Below are 17,924 nucleotides of genomic sequence, written 5' to 3' on the forward strand. Positions count from 1 at the left end.
ATCGGAATGCACAAGACGGGTACGTCGGCCATACAGGCCCATCTGCGTGCGAACGCCCCCGAGTTGTTGCGGCAGGGAGTCCTCTACCCAACCACGGGCCAGGCTCATGATGGCGCCCATCACGGCTTGTGGCAGGCCCTGCACGATCATGACGAGACCGCGCAATTCATCGCGGCGCTGGAGGAGGAAATCTCGGCCCAAGGGGATAGCGTGACATCGATCCTCCTGTCCTCGGAGCTTCTGGAAAAACTGGCACAGGATCCGCGCCGTGCGGCGAACTTGGCCACCTTTCTTGAGCTGTTCGGACGCATCGACGTGCTTTATTTCGTGCGCAATCAGGCGAAGGTCATCCAGTCGATCTACAAGCAATGGGTCAAGGATGACGCCGTGCGCCTGTCGGCGGGGCCGAACGAGTTCCTCCAGCAGCATGGCGGCCAGCTGTTCTATTCGAAATACGCGGACTGGTGGGACGCGTTCGACGACAGGATTGCGCTCAAGGTCGGTCTTTACGACGGCAATTGGGATACCCTGTGGGACCAATTCCGTAACTTTTCGGGGGTCGTCCTCGACGGGTGCGGCAACTCACGTCTCTACAATCCCAGCCTCGACGGCGAATGTTTGAAAATAAAGCACTGGTTGAATGCCAATGTGCCGATCGAGGCGATCGACTTCCCCGTGAACCGCTGGCTGTTGCAGAACTTCTCGAGCAAGCCGAAGACGACCCTTTTCGAAGATGAGATCGCACTGAACGCATTTCAGGCACATTACCAAGCCGAGAATGAATCCTTTCAATCGAGGTGGCAAATAGACGGCTTGGACAAGGCCGGTAACAAAGGGCCGTATTTCCGCACAGCGAGCCCGGCGCTGATCTCCCGGTTCCGACAAGCGGTCTTGCAAGACCCCACCACGAAAGACAGCCGTGTGATCAATCATCTTGACTGAACCGCGCCCGCTCCATTTTACCGCCTGATACTGTGGGCGCCGTCTAATGCGAGCTTTCCAGTTTATCGATTTTTTTCAGAACCCCTGACGCGCGGTAAGATTGCGTTGCCGTATCGCGGGCGTCTTCCTTAGCTAAGAGAGCGACACAAATCCGCGATCTCAGGTGAAACGTATCCGCGAAGTCCGGATACCGGGCCACAAGGGCTTTCACACCCTCCTGCGGCTCCGTCAACCGCTTTGCCCTGACTAGAGCGTCGGCTAACGATCCATTCCGCCTTTGCGCCCGCAGCCATGCACCGGCCTCGCTCATGAGTTCGGTGGCCTTCGCTCCTCGTAAATCTCGGGTCTTTTGCGGTTCCCGCGCTCGAGCACGCCAGTCGGACCTTCTCACAAAGCGCGCTCCCATTGACGCATCGTCGTCGCCATTCGAAACATTACCTGGAGCAATAACCTGACGGTGAAAGATTCATCCCGACTAGCCCACCGCCTCGGCTGAGGTTTTCTTACCCTGCTCACCTCCAGCACGACATCTGCCTAGAACCCCATCGCCTTATGCTTGCGTTTCAACATCTACGATCTGCTGGGGTTGAAGATCAGCAGATAATACATCGTTGTCTGCGTCAGTGTCGGAACTCTGGAGAATATCACAGTTCAATCTTCCCGAATTATAGGTAGAGTGGCGATATCGTTTCCATGTCTTGGCTATGTGCCATCTTGTGCACATCGAGATGGAATTCTGCTGCGGCCATGACAAATCGGACGCTTCGAGCGGCAATTTCATGGACAAAAGAAGCCAGAACGGCAGGTCTGTACGAAATAACCATTCATGTTTGCCCTGCGTTCATGGGATTCGATAATACGGCACCAACAAACTTCCTAGGTGACACTAGAAACGGCTCGAACTGCGCTAAACGATGAAGAGGAAGCCGACCGTCAAAGTATTCCTCGGCAGCCGTCCAGGATGAGAAATATGGCATTGACGCCGTTGCATATTCAAAAAACTGCTGCAACGCTCGCTCGCCATCGCTGGCACTCAAATACTCACCAATAGCGTTATATTTTTCGGAGCTTACGGCCGACTGCTGATACGTCTTGATGCGCAACTTCAGTTGAGCTTCCGTCCGCAGCGGGAAATGATAGACGCCTAGATTATACTGCCGAACGAAAAGTTCTGCTTTTTCAATGGATTCATATATCTCGCGGCTTACATCGTCCAACACCCAATGGAATCCCATATGCACCCAAACATTGTGGCGCTTAAGAAAGATGACTTTATCTCCTTTCCCGCGATCCTCCTCGATTTCATAGAACTCCCGGGAAAGAGCATCTGACGATACCTTGTGGCTCGCGCCGAAATTATTGTCGACACAATTGCAGATCAGGTGCTTCCATGGGAGGGTCGCGAGACTTGGTGGGCAGGCAGGATCGGTAACAGATAGACCGATGAACTCTTGATATGCTTCAACAAGATCTGTGATGCTATGAAACACTCCTGTCGCAAGAAACTCGTCTGCGTCAAAACAGTATATAACGTTCTCCTCTCCCCCCCTCAAAAAAGCTGAAAGCGTATGATTAATAAAATTTCCCTTCCTTGCAGAGAACTCTAACGCCGGAATTTCAACAAGAAAGAACTCAGTATCTCGGAACTGGGCGCGCAGGACATCAACGCATTGGCGAAGAAAGCTGAACTCCACGTGACTCAGAACAATAATCCTGTCAAATCCGAGCCGTGCATGATATTTCAACGACGAGAAAGCGATATCTTCCTCACCCCGGATCATTGTGATCGCGGTAAAGGTTATTTGCTTCATATTTGCGCCTGCTAACGATGAGTTCCGTGACTAATTTTGATTGGTTAGCAATCTCATGACGTCAAGTAGGCGAGTTGATGGAAACGGCATCGATTCGACCCAGAATCTGGCCATCCTTCCAATTTTCTCAGGCTCCCCAAGGAACTCCTCGACGATGCGATATTGCGGACGGTCGAAATAATCGTCAAAGTAGAGATCGACCGGAGTATTGGTATGAAAGGCCGTGGCCAAGGCGCAACCGACGCGAAAACGCCCATCCACCAGAACAACACAAGGTGACTCAAAATCCGGCAGCGTCCAGACGCCCAAGGGGTATTCTGCAAACTTCTGCCAGTGCGTGTCGTCAACCGGGTGCCCCCATTGCTTCGTGGGGCCGATATCGGCATGGTGCACCACTATATCGGTCCCCGTCGCAGGCGGGTTTGTCCGAAGGTAGGCGCGGAGATTATCGGCCCAGCTGCGGTCGGATTCAACTGACCAGACCTTTTTCCCTTGCATCTCTGACGCCATGACGGTCGATCCGCCGGATCCGTATTCCAATATTGTTTGCGCACTCTCGTATGCAGCCCGCAAGGCAGTGGCCTCTTCCGGAGGGAGCGTGAGCACAGGGCGGGCCATGATTGGTTTCTTCTGCTCATGCCTCGGATGCTGCCCATTAGCAGGTACCATACTGATGTCCTCTTTAACTGAAGGTGTATAGGCTACCTATAACGGTTTTCATGTACAACTCATTGGCAACGTTCCGTTGGCCCTTGGCTTCGGGATCAATAGCCAAATAGATGACCGCTACCCCAAGGCCCTCCTCTGGGACATCGACTTCGTGGTAACTGTCATCCATTGGCCATTAGCCCCAAAGCCAAATTCCTAGAGACTTTTCACACTTTCCTTGAATCGAAGAGGCGACCATCCGCGCAGGATGTCAAAACTCTGAAAAGCGATGCAAAAACCTGTACACAGGTGTTGCGCGACCGCCTATTTGGAAGGCCGCATTGCTTGCCGAACCTTGCACTGCAATCATCGCAGCATAACTGATGGCGGCTGTTGACCGCGCGCAAATTGACCAGTGAAGGATCGACCTCTCCGATGCCGATTTATCCCGTTCTTCTCGCCGGTGGATCCGGCACCCGGCTTTGGCCCCTGTCGCGAAAGTCTTATCCGAAGCAGTTCTCGAAGTTCATGGGCGAGTACAGCCTGTTCCAGAGCTCGGCACAACGGCTGTCGGGGGATCTTTTCACGGCACCGGTCGTGGTGACTGGTGATCCGTTCCGCTTCATTGTAACCGAACAGTTGGCGGCGATCCGGCAAGCGCCGCAAGCCGTGTTGATCGAACCATCGGCACGCAATACCGCACCCGCGATCGCCGCGGCGGCACTGCTGCTTGAGGCCCAGGACCCGGATGCCGTGATGCTGATCGCACCGTCAGATCACGTGATCCCCGACACCGAGTCGTTCCGCGCAGCCGTCGAGGCCGCACTTCCTGCCGCGGCTGAGGGGAACATCGTCACATTTGGCATCGCTCCGACCCGCGCCGAAACGGGCTACGGCTACCTGGAACTGGCGGAGAGCGCGAAAGCCTCGGCAGCAACTCCACAACGTCTTGCGCGCTTCGTCGAGAAACCGAACGTCGAACAAGCCGCCTCGATGCTGGCCGATGGTGGTTTTCTCTGGAACGCTGGAATCTTCCTGGCTTCTGCCGCTACGTTGCGGGACGCTTACGACGCACACGCCCCCAAGGTCCTGTCAGACACCAAAGCGGCGCTGGACGCGGCCACGACCGACCTGGGGTTCACCCGCCTCGACCCGGCCGCATGGGATGCACTGGACGACGTGTCCATCGACTACGCCATAATGGAGAAGGCCGCGAACCTCGCTGTCATGCCCTATACCGGGAAATGGTCCGACCTCGGCAGTTGGGATGCCGTTTGGCAGGAAAGCGCCAGGGACACGAGCGGAACGGCCGTCAGCGAAGGGTCGATCGCCATCGACTGCAAAGACACTCTTCTGCGGGCCGAAGCGGACGGCCAGTGCATTATCGGCGTTGGCCTTGATGACATCGTCGCCATCGCCATGCCTGACGCCGTGCTGATCACTCGCAAGTCGGAAGCGCAGCGCACTAAGGATGCCGTTGCCGCCTTGCGCGAGGCAAAGGTACATCAGGCCGACAGCTTTCCGGTTGATCATCGGCCTTGGGGAAGCTTCGAAAGTCTCGTCCAGGGTGCTCGATTCCAAGTGAAAAGGATCGTTGTGAAACCCGGCGCCGCCCTGTCGCTGCAATCACACCACCATCGTGCCGAGCATTGGATTATCGTGGAGGGAACCGCACGCGTGACGGTAGACGACAACATCACGATGGTCAGCGAGAACCAGTCTGTCTATGTCCCACTTGGGGCGGTCCACCGGCTGGAGAACCCCGGCAAACTCGATCTCGTCCTGATCGAAGTACAAACGGGCAGTTACCTCGGCGAGGATGACATCATCCGGTACGAGGATTTTTACGCCCGCTGTTAGGGTCAGCGATCACATCGGCGCGCGAGCGCTGCTGAGCAGCTTGCCAGAGGTCGACTGGCTGCTCGGGGTTCTTGGATATGACGCCGCCTGGTTCAGAGAAGCGTTGCAGGACAAAGGGATACGTCCCTGCATCCCAGGCGGTAAGCAACGCAAGACGACTGTGAGATACGATAAGCGTCGATACAAACGGCGCAGTCGCATCAAGATCATGTTCGGCAGGCTCAAGGACTGGCGCAGTGTGGCAACCCGGTACGATCGTTGCCCCAAGGTCTTCCTGTCAGCAATCGCACTTGCTGCCCTGGTCATCTACTGGGCTTGAAGCTCAACGGGTCCAGACCCTATAACGCCGCGCCATTCCAGGAGATGAGACAGCCGAGCATCGCAACGAAATGTCATGTCATCAGATTCTGTTTTGGTCGTTGAGTTGGACCAGCGCCGGGCGCGCAGACTGGGTTCTTGCCCGCGCAGTTCCCAATGCGCCTCGCGTCATATGCGCCTCTGCCAGCCTGCTCAGTACTGCCATGTCAATCCTGCCGGATCCCCCGTTGCGACGATATGGTAGAGCGCGGCCTCACCGGTCATGGCTGGATAGGCGGTGTGATCGAGGTCTTCGGGCACACTCATCGTGTCTCCGGGGGCCAATGTGGCCTCGCCAGCCGGATAGAGATCGGTCCCGTCCCAAACCACGCGCCAATGGCCCTTGACCGGCATCAGGACCGAGGGGCGGTCATGGCGATGCATGGTTTTGGTCGAGGACGCCCGTGTCAGCAGGCCGACCTCAAAGCCGGGCTTGTCCCGAAGGATGCCGTTTTCGCCGATGACCAGAACCGGCTTGCGGTCGGCCATTGCCACCAGATCAAGGTAGCGTGCCACGTAGCCGGGGATGACCTCCCGCGTCGTCGGCTCGGGGAAGGCCTTGAGGTCTTCGTCCGAGAGGACCGGCATCAGTCCGACTCCATCAGGCAGGCTCTGTCCCTTCTTCGTATCGTAGAGCTTGCCCTCCTCCGACAGGACGAGGCCATGATCGCGCGCGTCCTCGATCACCTGCGGGGCCCAGATCACGCCACCCCCGGCATCGTCGCCGCCAAGGATCGCCATGATCATCCCGTAGTCTTCACCGATATTCTCGAAGCCGCGGAAAATACCGGTTGGAATGTTGAAGATGTCGCCCGGTTCCAGCACGACCTCGCCCGCGTCGCCCCAACGCCCCCAGAAGAACCGCCAACGGCCCGACAGGACGAAGAACACCTCGGCCGTGCGATGCGAATGCAGGCTGTTGCGGCATTTTGGGGGCTGGCCCGCCGCCCCGATGTTGAAGCCATGCGGGATGGTGATGTGAACATGCTGGTCCGCCGCCTCGGAGACGCCTCCGCCGATGATGGTGAAGTTCTCCTTCTGGTCGCTGCCGGGCGTATGCGCATCGATGAAGGCGGTGCGGCACGGCCGCAGATCGCCGTAACGGACGATGCGGGCTTCCATTTCGGGCGGGGTCATCATCGGGTCTTCCTGATTGGGCGATGGGGCGCGCTCGTCACTCGTCGGCGCCAGCGTAAAGGAGGATCTGCTTCCAGATCGCGGTTTCATCGTAAAGCGTGTAGTCGCGGCGCAGCGTCGGCTCGGTGGTGCCAAGCGTGCCGAATTCCGCATGGGTGATGCCCAGCACGTAGACGGGCGCGCCGGTCGGGGCGCCGAACGCGCCCCAGCCTTCGTGTTTGCCCCAGAGGCTCCAGCGGACGGCGGCGCGGGGGGGCATGGTCGGGTCTTCGCGGCCGATCTGGTGCTCGATCGTGAACGCCGCGTTGGGAAAGGCCGCGCGCAGGCCCATCCAGAACCAGTCGGCCGCCTCGATGCCATGCGCGGTCAGGCCGCCGGGGTATTCGAGATGGCAGGCGCGGTCATAGACCTGCGGGATCGCGCGCAGATCGGCGGACATGATACGGGTCAGCAGATCCGACAGGCGCTGGCCCCACTCGTTGTCGTTGCCCTTGCCGACATACGGCCCGGGCCGGTCCGTTTCCGGCGTCAGCGGCTTCGTGCAACTCAGCGGCCCGCCTTCCTTCGCGATCAGGTCACGGGCATAGTCCCGCGGCTCCCACCCCAGTTGGCGGACGATGGCGCCCTGGTCGCGGATCAGCCATTCGTCGTCGATCATGTTGTCGCGCGCATGACAGTCCGCGAGGATGCGATAGCCCAGCTGCGCGCCCGTCGCCGTGCCGTAGACACCATCCCCCGAATGGGTCGCCTGGCTGAAGATCCGGTGCGAGGACAGCATCCCGTCCTCAGGGTCGCCGGACCAGATCACGTCCTCGCCCAGAAGGGTGCGGTCCGGAAACTCGGCCAAGGTCGCCATCGTGGCGGCAATCACGCCCTGGTTGCCGGTGACGACCGAGGACGGGGACCGGACCACGATATCCGGCGCATAGTAGTCATGCAGGGTCGAGATCCCGCGATCCTCCCAGATCTCCTTGGTGATCCCGATGATGTAATGGGGAAAGTCGCGGAACTTGGGGTCAAAGCCCTTCATCTTGTCCATCCTTCCGGTATGCGCGCCGAGCCGCGCACGATCAGCGGCCCCGCGATCTCGATTTTCTCGGGCAGCCGGTCGGGGTCCTCGATCTGTCCCAGAACCGTGTCCACCGTCGCCTCGACCATGCGGTTGATCGGCTGGCGCAAGGTCGTCAGATCATAGGCCGGCCAAGCGGCCATCGGCACGTCATCGTAACCCACGACCGAAACATCACCCGGCACCGACAGGCCCAGTTCGCCGCGCAGCACGTCCATCACCGCGAAAGCCATGTGGTCGTTGCCGACGAAAATGGCATCGGGCCGCGCGTCTTGCGCCATGATCGTGCGCGCGGCCTCGGCGGCGGCGTCTCGCGCATACATCCCGTCGATGGTGGCCACCGGCGTCACACCCGCCTCGGCCAGGCGCGCGACGAACCCCTCGGTCCGGTCGCGCCCGGTCGACGAGCCTTGCCAACCCGCGATATGGGCGATCCTCTGGTGCGCACCGGCAAGCAGGAACTCCGCCACCTTGGCCCCGCCCTCGCGATTGGCCGAGGTGATCGCGCTGAAGCCCGAACCATCCTGCCCCCGGTTGAACATCACGACCGGAATACCGAGCGCCGCACAGCGTTCGGTCAGGTCGGAGGTCATCGCGACCGAGGCCGTGATGATCCCGTCGACCTGGTAGGCCATCAGGTCCTGGATCACCTGTTCGACACCCTCGGCCGAATTCTCGGCCATCATCAGCAGGATGTGGTAGCCCCGCTCTTGCAGCGCCGCCCCCAATCGCTCGATCGCAGCCGGGTAGAACTGGTTGTCGAGATAGGCCACGACCAGGCCGATGATCCGGCTTTTGCCGGTGATCATGGCGCGGGCCAGCGAATTGGGACGGTAGCCAAGCTGCGCCGCCGCCGCGCGCACCTTGGCAATCGTCGACTTCGACGCCGACGCGCCCGAAAAAACCCGGCTGACCGCCGACTGGCTGACGCCAGCCAGCCGCGCCACGTCGATTGATGTCACCTTCGCGTCGGTCATCCGGCCCCCTCGGCCATTGGGTCGGGTATGGTGACGGGGCCGATATTGCGGGCCTTGTTGAATTCGGCCAGCCGCCCCAGAACGTCGACCCCGACCTGCCGATAAAGATCGAGCAGATCGACGAGCACCCAGTTCTCGCGGATCAGCCCCCCCTCCAGCCGCCAGAAATCGAGGCTGCGCAGCAAAACCTCCCCGTGGCTGGGAGGCAATCCCATCCAGCCGCCGCCGGTCAGGGTGAGGCGCATGTTGGGCCACCCGGTTTCGGCCACCACATCGCCCTCGGCGATCCAGTGCGACATCAGATCCCCCATCGCGTCGAGCTTGCGGTCGGGCATGGCGCGCAGGAACGGGATCTGGTGCCAATGCCGGAACCCGGCAATCCCGCGCCCGGTGCCGATCCCGGCGGGGCCGTACCAGTTGAACCGAGGGTGCCAGTAGCGATCGAGGTTCATAACCTCGGGGCTGCCTTCCGAGGGGTAGCGACACAAATCGGTCAGCATGGCGATGACATGGTCCAAGGCCGCCTGCCCTTCGCCCGACAGGTGCAGGCCGTCCCCGCTCATCGGGGCGGGGGTACACAGGAACGCCCCCAGTTGCGGCGCCATCGGCCAGGCGCGCGCCTGCATCATCAGTTCGGGAATATCCCAGATCGCCTGCATCTCGGTGACCCGGCCATCCTCGATCCGGAAGAACTCGTGATAGCGCATGTGAGCAAGGTGCCCGGTCGGCGGAATGTCAAGGAACGGGGCAAGGAACGTGCCCATGTAGGTGCCCATGCACCCGACCCAGCCTTGCCCCTCTGGCGTCGTGCCCGCGACAACGATCATGTCGCGCCGTTCGAGGTCGGGCATGGCCTGCAACAAGGGCGCATAGGCCGTGTCGAAAAGAGCCTCTGGCCCGATAAGGTCGCCGAACGGATGACACAGATGCAACGTGGCATCGGGCGCAACCACTTCACCAAGGGCCGCACGCATCCCGTCGGGTGTCGCGGTTTCAGCCGCCTTGCGAAACGGCGCGAGCGTGTCTTTCAGGCGATGCGCCTCCATCGGATCAGACCCTTTCGCCCGTGTCGCCATCGAAGACATGGCAGATCGAGGCCGGGATATGCGCGCGGAACATGTCCCCGATCTCGGCCCGGAAATCCTTGGGGGCCTTGACCGAGACCAGCGCGCCGCCGATGCGCACGGTGACCATGGTGCTGTCGCCCAGCAGTTCGAGCGTGTAGATCGGCGCGTGGAGTTCCTCGCCCCCTTCGAGCGTCGCATCCTCGGCGCGGAACCCCAGCGTCACCTTGCCATCCGGCAGCGAAAAGCCGGGGATGTCCAGCCCCGCGCCGGTGAACACACCGCCCCGCATCTGCCCCTCGACCAGGTTCATGGCCGGGTTGCCGATGAAGCCTGCGACGAAGGTGTTCGCAGGCCGGTCGTAAATCTCGGTCGGGCTGCCCACCTGCTGAACCACGCCCTTGTTCATCACCACCACGCGGTCGGCCAGCGTCATCGCCTCGATCTGGTCATGGGTCACGTAAATCGTCGTGACCTGCAACTCGTGGCTGAGGTTCTTGATCTGCGCCCGGGTCGAGACGCGCAGTTTCGCGTCGAGGTTCGACAGAGGTTCGTCCATCAGGAACACGTTGGGCTGGCGCACGATGGCACGGGCCAAGGCAACCCGCTGCCGCTGACCGCCGGACAGTTCCGCCGGGCGGCGATGCAGGAAATCGGTCAGTTCCACCATCTCGGCCGCGCGCATCACGCGATCCTTGTGCGTCGCAGGGTCAATCTTGCGCACCTTCAGGGGGAAGCGGATGTTCTCGTAAACGTCGAGATTGGGGTAGAGCGCGTAGCTCTGGAACACCATCGCCACGTCGCGATCCTTGGGGTCGAGGTCGTTGACGCGCCGCCCGTCGATCAGGATGTCACCCTCGGTGATCTCTTCAAGTCCGGCGATCATCCGCATCGTTGTCGTCTTGCCGCATCCCGACGGGCCCAGCAGCACAAGGAATTCCCGATCGGGGATGGTGAGATCGAAGCGGTCGACGCCAACGAAATTGCCCCACCGCTTGGACAGATTGCGCAACTCGATCTCGGCCATGGCAGCCCCCTCGCCCAAGGCGTAGTGCATACGAATGCACTCACGCTATCGCCGATTCTGGAAAGCACGCAAGCCATATTTGAAAGACGTTTACGAAAGAGCGCTTCCGAGAAAAAAGCTTGCCCGACCCGTGAACCATGCCCCAATGTTGCACACGTATGCAAGTCACAACTCGATTCGCGATTGCGGCTCGTGACACTTTAAACACGACAAGGCCGGTTGCGCCCCGCAAACCGCGCCGACCATTCCAGGGAGCCTTGTGCCATGATCTTCACCAGACTGACGGCCATCACCCTCGCCGCGACCGCGATCGGCGGCGGCGCCGCGTTGGCCGATTGCGGCATCGACAGCGGTCGCGTCGCGATCCTGTCCAATGACTTTCCCGCCTTGCAGGCCATGGCCGCCGGCGCCGCCGAATGTGCCAGCGACACGGTCGAGGTCTCGGCGAACCAGACGACCGAACATCGCGACATCCAGGTTGCCGCCCTGACCGCCGATCCGGCGCAGTACACCAGCGCGGTCGTCGCAAACTCCTCCATCGTGCCGCTGCTGAACGACGGTCTGATCCGCCCGCTCGACGACCTGATCGCCGAACACGCGCCTGACCTGCCCGGCCTCAACCGCATCACCATCGACGGCGAGGTGATGGCCATCGCCTTCATGGCCAATGCCCAGCACCTTTACGTGCGGACCGACATCCTCGAACAGGTCGGCGCCGAGGTGCCCACCACCTACGAAGAGGTGCTCGAGGTGCTGGCCGCTGTGCGCGAGGCCGGGATCATGGACCACCCCTGGGCGATGAACACCGCTTCGGGCTGGAACCTCGGCGAGGAATTCGTGAACATGATGATCGGCATGGGCGGCAGCCTGTTCGAGCCCGGCAGCGCCGAGCCGGCGGTCAATTCCGAGGAAGGCATCGCCGCGCTGGAGATGCTGGCGGCGCTGAACGACTATGCCAACCCCGATTTCCTGACCTTCGACAGCAACGCCACGCAGGCCCTGTGGGAGTCGGGCGAGCTGGCGATCGCCTACATGTGGGGCTCGCGCGGGGGTGGCATCCTCGATGACGAGGGCGCTGCCGAGGGCGTGGTTGAAAACACGCTTCTGGTTGCGGCCCCGACCGTTGGCGGTGGTGACACGCCCGCCTCGACCCTCTGGTGGGACGGGTTCACCATTGCCGCCAACATCTCGGACGAAGATGCCGAGGCCACCTTCATCGCGCTGATGAACGGACTGCGCCCCGAGATCGTCGAAGCCAATAACGATGCTGCGGTCTGGCTGCTGGAGGGCTACACGCCCGGCGCACCTGCCGCTGGCGTTTCGGCCACGGCCGAGGCCGGGGCCACCCCCTACCCGATGCTGCCCTATGCCGGCCTGATGCATACCGCGCTTGGCAACGAGCTTGCGCAATTCCTGCAAGGCGAAGAAAGCGCCGAGCAGGCGCTGGCCGATGTCGAGGCCGCCTATATCGCCGCCGCGCGCGAACAGGGTTTCCTCGACTGACACAAAGTCAAACGGCGGGGCGGTCCGAACGCCGCCCCGCAATCCCCCTCGCCCCGTCCCCATCCGCGCCGACGCGAGGCCGCACATGCCCCACCGCACCTTCTTCTGGTTCATCCTTCCGTCGCTGACCGCGATGATCCTTTTCATCGCGCTGCCCATCGTGTCGGTCGTGATCCAGTCGTTGCATGTCGAACACGAGCAGGTTCTGGAGGTTGTCGAAACCTGCGGCCCCTTCGGCTGCACCGAGGAAACCCGCGTCGACACCGAGGCTACCCGCGCCCTGCGCGAGGCCGAACCCCTTGGGCGGTTCAATGGCCTGGGCACCTATGTCAACCGGGCGCATCTGGCGACCGAGGAACTGGCCACCGCCTGGGCCGAAAGCGACACGTGGGGCGCGTTCGGTGGCCGCGTGATGAACCTGCCCTTCTACAAGGCGCTGGCCTTCACGCTGGCCTACACCTTCCTGGTCACACCACTGGTGCTGGTCCTCGGGCTGGCCATCGCGCTTGGGGTCAACGGGTTGCCGCAACGCCTGCGCGGGGTGACGATCTTCTTCTCGCTCCTGCCGATGATCGTGACGCCCTTGATCGGGTCGCTGGTGCTGTTCTGGATGATCGACGCCGACGGGATCATCGGCGCGACCCTGCAACTGCTCTTCGACGATCCGGACCTGTCGCTCAAGGCCTCTCCGACCCTGACCTGGCTGACGCTGTTCGTATACGGTGTCTGGCACTCCGCCCCCTTCGCCTTCATCGTCTTCTACGCCGGTCTGCAAACCGTGCCCGAGGAAACGCTGGAAGCGGCCATGATCGACGGCGCCAGCCGGTGGGAGCGTGTGCGCTACGTCGTCATCCCGCACCTGATGCCGCTGGTCGTCTTCATCACACTGATCCAGCTGATGGACAATTTCCGCGTTTTCGAGCCCATCGTCGGCTTCCAGGCGCAGGCCAGCGCCACGTCGCTCAGCTACATCATCTATTCCGACCTGCGGGGCGACACGCAGCAATTCGGCTCGGCCGCCGCTACCTCGGTTCTGACGATCCTTGGCGTGGCGATCCTGCTGACGCCGGTGCTGATCCGCACCTGGCGCGACTTCAACCGCAAGAGGGTCTGAGACCATGGCAGCCGCCGCGCATCGCAAATCCACGGGTCTGATCGTGCTCTCCACGGGTTTCGTGATCCTGTGGCTGATCCTGGCCGCCTTTCCCTTCCTCTGGACGCTCTGGGGCTCGTTCAAGGTGCAGGGCGACTTCTTTTCCCGCGCGGACTGGATGAACGCCATTCGCGGCCCCCTGACGCTGGAGGAAACCGGGGCGCGCTTCACCGGGCAGGGCTACTGGGGCGCGTGGATCGAGTCCGGCTTCTGGCGCAACGTGCTCAATACCGGCATTGTCGTCATGGCGACGGTCGTGATCTCGCTGACACTGGGAACGCTCGGGGGCTACGCGCTGGCGCGGTCGGGTTACCGCTATGCCTTCTGGCTGTTGATGATCGCGCTGGTCTTCCGCGCCATGCCGCATATCACGCTGGTCTCGGGCTACCTGCTGCCGTTTTTCGAATGGAACCTCTGGGGGCACCTGCCGACCACGATCATCGTGCTGGTCGCGATCAACCAGCCCTTCACGCTGTGGATGCTGCATTCTTTCTTCCTGAACATCCCCAAGGACCTGGACGAAAGCGCGATGGTCGATGGCTGCACCCGGTTCCAGTCCTTCCGACTGGTCATCATGCCGGTGATGTGGCCCGGCGTCATCACGACGGGCCTGTTCAGCTTCCTGCTCGCCTATAACGATTTCGCCGTCACCGCGATGCTGCTCAGCCAGGAGAACCAGACCATGGTGCCGCGCATCGCATCCTTCCTCGGCTCCACCCAACAAGAGGGCAATGTCATGTTCGCCGTCGCCGCTGTGGTCTCGGCCACCGCGCCCCTGTTCGTGCTGATCCTGTTCTTCCAGCGCCAGATCGTCAGCGGCCTGACCGCCGGGGCGGTGAAGGGATGAGGGACGACGTGACCATCGGGCTCCAGGCCGAAAAGCAACTGGTCCGCGACCACTACGCGGCGCTGTCGCAAGCCACGCCCGACACCGTGGCAGAGGTACTGGCGGAACGCACCGCTCCGGACTGGCACTGGCGCGGCATGCACCCGTTCCACGACCAGACCGGTGCCGAGGCGGTGGCACGCTTCTTCTGGAGGCCGCTTTTGTCCTCCATCAACCGCATTCAACGGCGCGAGGATATCTTCTTCGCGGGCCTGAACGAGATGGATGGATTCCAAGGCCGCTGGGTCGTGTCGATGGGCCACATGATGGGCCTTTTCGATGCGCCGTGGCTTGGCATCCGCCCCACCCGCAAGATCGTCATGCTGCGCTATTGCGAGTTCAACCGGATCGAACAGGGCAAGATCGCCGAAACCGCCTGTTTCTGCGACATCCCCCATCTGATGGCGCAAGCGGTACAAGACCCGTTCGGCCCCGCCACCGCCGCCCACCTCGTCCAACCGGGGCCGATGGGCCATGGCGGCCTGCTCTACGAGGGGCAACCGCCCGAGCAGGGGGCCGCGACGCTGGCCGCGATCAACGCGATGATCGGCGATCTGGGCACCTGGGGCCTTGGCCTGCCGCTGGAAGAGGAACTGGCACGCACATGGGCCGATGACATGATCTGGTGGGGACCGCATGGCGTGGGCGCGACCTTCACGATCGAACGCTATGCCAAGCAGCATTCCGGCCCGTTCCGCGCGGGGTTCACCGACCGGGCCAAAACGAAACACCTCGCGCGATTGGCCGAGGGTCATTTCGGCGGCTTCTTCGGCTGGCCGAATTTCACGGCGCGGCCCACCGGCGGGTTCATGGGGCTTCCAGCCACGGACCGGCTGGCCGAGTTTCGGGTGATCGACATCTACCGCCGCGACGGGGACAAGCTGGCCGAGAACTGGGTGTTCATCGACATGCTGCACATGATGAAGACGCAAGGCGTCGATGTGCTGGACCGTATGGCGAGGATCTCGGGCACCTGAGCTAGCGGGCGCAGGCCAGCTCCTCGGGCGAGATCACGCGCGCCTCGCCCAGAACGGCGCGCGCATGCGCGATGCTGGCGCCGCCCGTGGAGATCGTCGCGGCCGGCGCGACGACCACGCCCTGGCTGACATAACGCTCCCCGCGCGTCACGAGGGCCCGCGGCGGATGGGCCACGACGCGCCCCCGCCCGTCCCGCGCAAGGTCGAAGTAAAGGATCGCCCCCGTCCTTCGCGGCAAGGCCCATTGCGACGACAGGAAATTGCCCAGCGAATAGGCGACGAAGCCGCGCCGCCCGTCGCTGGCCACGATCTCTTCGATGGGTTGCAGCACATGGGGATGCGCACCGATGACGGCCGCCGCCCCCGCCTCGATCGCGGCGCGCGCCAGGCGCCTTTGCTGTCCATCCGGGCGGGCGCTGTATTCCTGCCCCCAATGCGGGGTGAGGAGGACCGCGTCGATGGCAGGGTCGGCGGCCAGCCCCCGGATCAGGGACGGCACCGAAGGCGAGGACCCGTAACACATCAGCGCCTGGCCATTCGGGTTCGGCAGCCCGTTGACGCTGTAGGTACAGGCCAGGATGGCGACAGTGGCGCTGCCACCGGACATCGGCAGGCGAACGGTCGTATGCCACGGCCCGCCCGTTCCGCGCGCGCGGGTTCCCGTGCTGCGCAACCCGGCCCGCGCAAGGGCCTCAAGCGTGCGGTCCACCCCGAGCGGACCACGATCGAGCGCGTGGTTGTTCGCGGTCTGCACCACGTCGACCCCGACGCGGTCGAGGACACCGGCAATCGAAGGGTGATAATTGAACTGCGGATAGCCCGTGTAGACCCGGTTGTCGAAGACGCTCCGCGGCGCCACGGGGGCTGCGCGACCGCCGGGCAGCACGCCCTCGGCAGCAGGTCCCTCCAGGTTCACGACGGTCAGATCGGCGCGCGAAAGATACGGGGCGACATGCGCAAAGGCTGGCGCAAACCCGTCTGGCCGCGCGGCGGCGTCTTCCTGGATCAGGCGGTGCAGAAGCACATCACCGGTGGCCGCAACGGTCGCCGCCCCCGGTCGAAAGACGCCCAGATCGGCGGGACAGGACCCGCCGCTGCGCGCCACCACATCCGGTCCGCTCCCGCTTGGCACGCAGGCCGCGAGCGTCAGCGAACAAATGGGGATAAGTTTTCGGATCAGGTGAACCGCGCCCGACAACCCATTGCCTTTCAATAATTCAAACTGCGTATATCTGTGGATAACCTTTTCGCCGAGACGCGATCTGTCAACGCGGTCAAGCGGTCGGGCGCAGCCAATCCGTTGCAAATGTGACATCCCCGCACCCCGCGAAGCGCGCGATGCGATGCAGCTCGGCCACTAGGGCCTGCTTCCGCGCCTTGCCCATTTTCACCCCCTGTTCAGGCCAGAAAGCCCGCACATGGAGGCACGCGCGCCCCTGCTCCGCCGCCACGTCGATCCGACCGACCAAGCTGTCGCCCTCCATGACCGGAAAGACGTAGTAACCGTATTGGCGGCGCTCCGCGGGCACGAAAATCTCGATGCGGTACCTAAAGCCGAACAGCCGTTCGGCCCGCGCCCGGTCGCGCAGGGCCGGATCGAACGGGCTGAGTATCCGCAGGCGTTTGGGCGGTTCCGGCAGCGCGTGGATCTCATCCAACGTGGATGGCGTCATCACCGAGCGACGCGTGTGTCCGTCGCGCATTTCCACATCGACCTCGACAAGGGCACCCCGCGCCACCCCGTCGCTGGCCCATGCGCGCGCCTCCTGCGGTGTGACCAAGGTCCAGAAGGCCGCAAGCTCACCCGGCGTGGCAAATCCCAAGCGGTCGAGGGCTGCGGCACAGGCCCAGTGCGTCGTTTCCTCCACGGACGGACGCACATGCCGGGCATCCGCCGGAATAACGCGCTCGGTCAGATCATAGTGTTTGCGAAACCCCTCGCGGCGCGTGACCGACAGGTCGCCCGACCGCCAGAGGAATTCGAGCGCCGTCTTGGAGGGGTGCCAATCCCACCAGCCGGTCGATTTCTCGGCCCGTTCGCCCGAGAAATCCGCCGAACAGACCGGGCCGTGATCCGCCACATGCGCCAGCACGCGATCAAGCTCGGCGTGAAAGGCCGAACCGTGCCAGTCCTTCCAACGCCCATGCAGTCGCGCGCGGTCCCGCTGGAACCGCAAGCGCCAATAGGGAAAGAACTCGACCGGGATGACCGAGGCATCATGGGTCCAGTGTTCGAAAGTCCCCCGCGCACGGTCGTTCAACCAACGCAGGCTCGCCGGTTTATAGGCGTTGCGCCGCGACCAGAGGATCAGGTCATGCGCACGGGCCAGCGTATTGACGCTGTCCACCTGCACGAAACCCAGCCGGTGGATCAGATCGGCAAGCGCCTGCCCCTTGGCGGGACCGGTCGGCGCCTCACCCAGCGCGTGCCGGGCAAGAAATAGGTGTCGGGCCGTGCGGTTGGGGATCAAGGGGCGCTGCATGGGGCCCGAGCCTAGCGAGGCCAAGGCCCA

At 62.5% G+C, this 17,924-nt stretch carries 15 protein-coding genes and 1 pseudogene; 7 read left to right on the plus strand and 9 right to left on the minus strand.

Annotated elements, in window-relative coordinates; translation table 11 throughout:
- Positions 1-6: 6 nt before the first annotated feature.
- Positions 7-942 carry a hypothetical protein gene (locus tag KUV65_RS17180; RefSeq protein WP_222191960.1) on the plus strand — a complete coding sequence of 312 codons (936 nt, stop codon included), beginning with the start codon at positions 7-9 and terminating at the stop codon, positions 940-942.
- 824 nt (positions 943-1,766) lie between these two features.
- On the opposite strand, the gene KUV65_RS17185 is transcribed toward KUV65_RS17180, so the two are convergent.
- Positions 1,767-2,723, minus strand: coding sequence for a hypothetical protein (locus KUV65_RS17185; protein WP_222191961.1), 957 nt, complete (start codon positions 2,721-2,723; stop codon positions 1,767-1,769).
- 60 nt (positions 2,724-2,783) lie between these two features.
- The gene (locus KUV65_RS17190; protein ID WP_222191962.1) at positions 2,784-3,371 is read right to left on the minus strand and encodes a hypothetical protein; all 588 of its coding nucleotides are present in this window, start codon (positions 3,369-3,371) and stop codon (positions 2,784-2,786) included.
- Positions 3,372-3,794: 423 nt separating this feature from the next.
- On the opposite strand from KUV65_RS17190, the gene KUV65_RS17195 reads away from it, so the two are divergent.
- Complete coding sequence (locus tag KUV65_RS17195) at positions 3,795-5,261, plus strand: mannose-1-phosphate guanylyltransferase/mannose-6-phosphate isomerase (protein ID WP_261331866.1); 1,467 nt, start codon at positions 3,795-3,797, stop codon at positions 5,259-5,261.
- Positions 5,245-5,580: pseudogene (locus KUV65_RS17200) on the plus strand (transposase); the annotation flags it as partial. The gene KUV65_RS17195 and the pseudogene KUV65_RS17200, both read left to right, overlap by 17 nt.
- A 191-nt stretch (positions 5,581-5,771) precedes the next feature.
- On the opposite strand, the gene KUV65_RS17205 reads toward KUV65_RS17200, so the two are convergent.
- Genes KUV65_RS17205 through KUV65_RS17225 form a run of 5 tightly spaced genes read right to left on the minus strand, consistent with a single transcriptional unit; the run spans position 5,772 to position 10,892 of the window.
- Positions 5,772-6,758: a cupin domain-containing protein gene (locus KUV65_RS17205; protein WP_445159136.1), complete on the minus strand. Its 987-nt coding sequence runs from the start codon at positions 6,756-6,758 to the stop codon at positions 5,772-5,774.
- A gap of 34 nt (positions 6,759-6,792) precedes the next feature.
- Entirely contained in the window at positions 6,793-7,785 is a 993-nt protein-coding gene (locus KUV65_RS17210; protein WP_222191963.1) for a nuclear transport factor 2 family protein, read from the minus strand.
- Entirely contained in the window at positions 7,782-8,801 is a 1,020-nt protein-coding gene (locus KUV65_RS17215) for a LacI family DNA-binding transcriptional regulator (protein ID WP_222191964.1), read from the minus strand. Before KUV65_RS17215 ends, KUV65_RS17210 begins: the two co-directional genes overlap by 4 nt.
- Positions 8,798-9,847, minus strand: coding sequence for an ester cyclase (locus KUV65_RS17220; protein WP_261331867.1), 1,050 nt, complete (start codon positions 9,845-9,847; stop codon positions 8,798-8,800). The genes KUV65_RS17215 and KUV65_RS17220 overlap by 4 nt, the downstream gene beginning before the upstream one ends.
- A gap of 4 nt (positions 9,848-9,851) precedes the next feature.
- Positions 9,852-10,892: an ABC transporter ATP-binding protein gene (locus KUV65_RS17225; RefSeq protein ID WP_222192038.1), complete on the minus strand. Its 1,041-nt coding sequence runs from the start codon at positions 10,890-10,892 to the stop codon at positions 9,852-9,854.
- Positions 10,893-11,156: 264 nt separating this feature from the next.
- Between KUV65_RS17225 and KUV65_RS17230 the strand changes: the two genes are divergently transcribed.
- The 4 genes from KUV65_RS17230 (at position 11,157) to KUV65_RS17245 (ending at position 15,411) form a co-directional block, all read left to right on the plus strand.
- Positions 11,157-12,395: an ABC transporter substrate-binding protein gene (locus KUV65_RS17230; protein WP_222191965.1), complete on the plus strand. Its 1,239-nt coding sequence runs from the start codon at positions 11,157-11,159 to the stop codon at positions 12,393-12,395.
- A gap of 85 nt (positions 12,396-12,480) precedes the next feature.
- Entirely contained in the window at positions 12,481-13,509 is a 1,029-nt protein-coding gene (locus tag KUV65_RS17235; protein WP_222191966.1) for a carbohydrate ABC transporter permease, read from the plus strand.
- A 4-nt stretch (positions 13,510-13,513) separates the two neighbouring features.
- On the plus strand, positions 13,514-14,395 hold the full coding sequence (locus KUV65_RS17240; RefSeq protein ID WP_222191967.1) for a carbohydrate ABC transporter permease: 882 nt from the start codon (positions 13,514-13,516) through the stop codon (positions 14,393-14,395).
- 8 nt (positions 14,396-14,403) lie between these two features.
- On the plus strand, positions 14,404-15,411 hold the full coding sequence (locus tag KUV65_RS17245) for a nuclear transport factor 2 family protein (protein WP_222191968.1): 1,008 nt from the start codon (positions 14,404-14,406) through the stop codon (positions 15,409-15,411).
- A gap of 1 nt (position 15,412) precedes the next feature.
- On the opposite strand, the gene KUV65_RS17250 is transcribed toward KUV65_RS17245, so the two are convergent.
- Both KUV65_RS17250 and KUV65_RS17255 read right to left on the minus strand, forming a co-directional pair.
- A complete protein-coding gene (locus tag KUV65_RS17250; protein ID WP_222191969.1) occupies positions 15,413-16,516 on the minus strand; it encodes a CapA family protein in 1,104 nt (367 codons plus the stop codon).
- 169 nt (positions 16,517-16,685) lie between these two features.
- A complete protein-coding gene (locus tag KUV65_RS17255) occupies positions 16,686-17,894 on the minus strand; it encodes a winged helix-turn-helix domain-containing protein (RefSeq protein WP_222191970.1) in 1,209 nt (402 codons plus the stop codon).
- Between the last annotated feature and the right edge of the window lie 30 nt (positions 17,895-17,924).

The sequence above is a fragment of the Maritalea mobilis genome (assembly GCF_019800885.1).
Taxonomy (GTDB): domain Bacteria; phylum Pseudomonadota; class Alphaproteobacteria; order Rhodobacterales; family Rhodobacteraceae; genus Roseibacterium; species Roseibacterium beibuensis.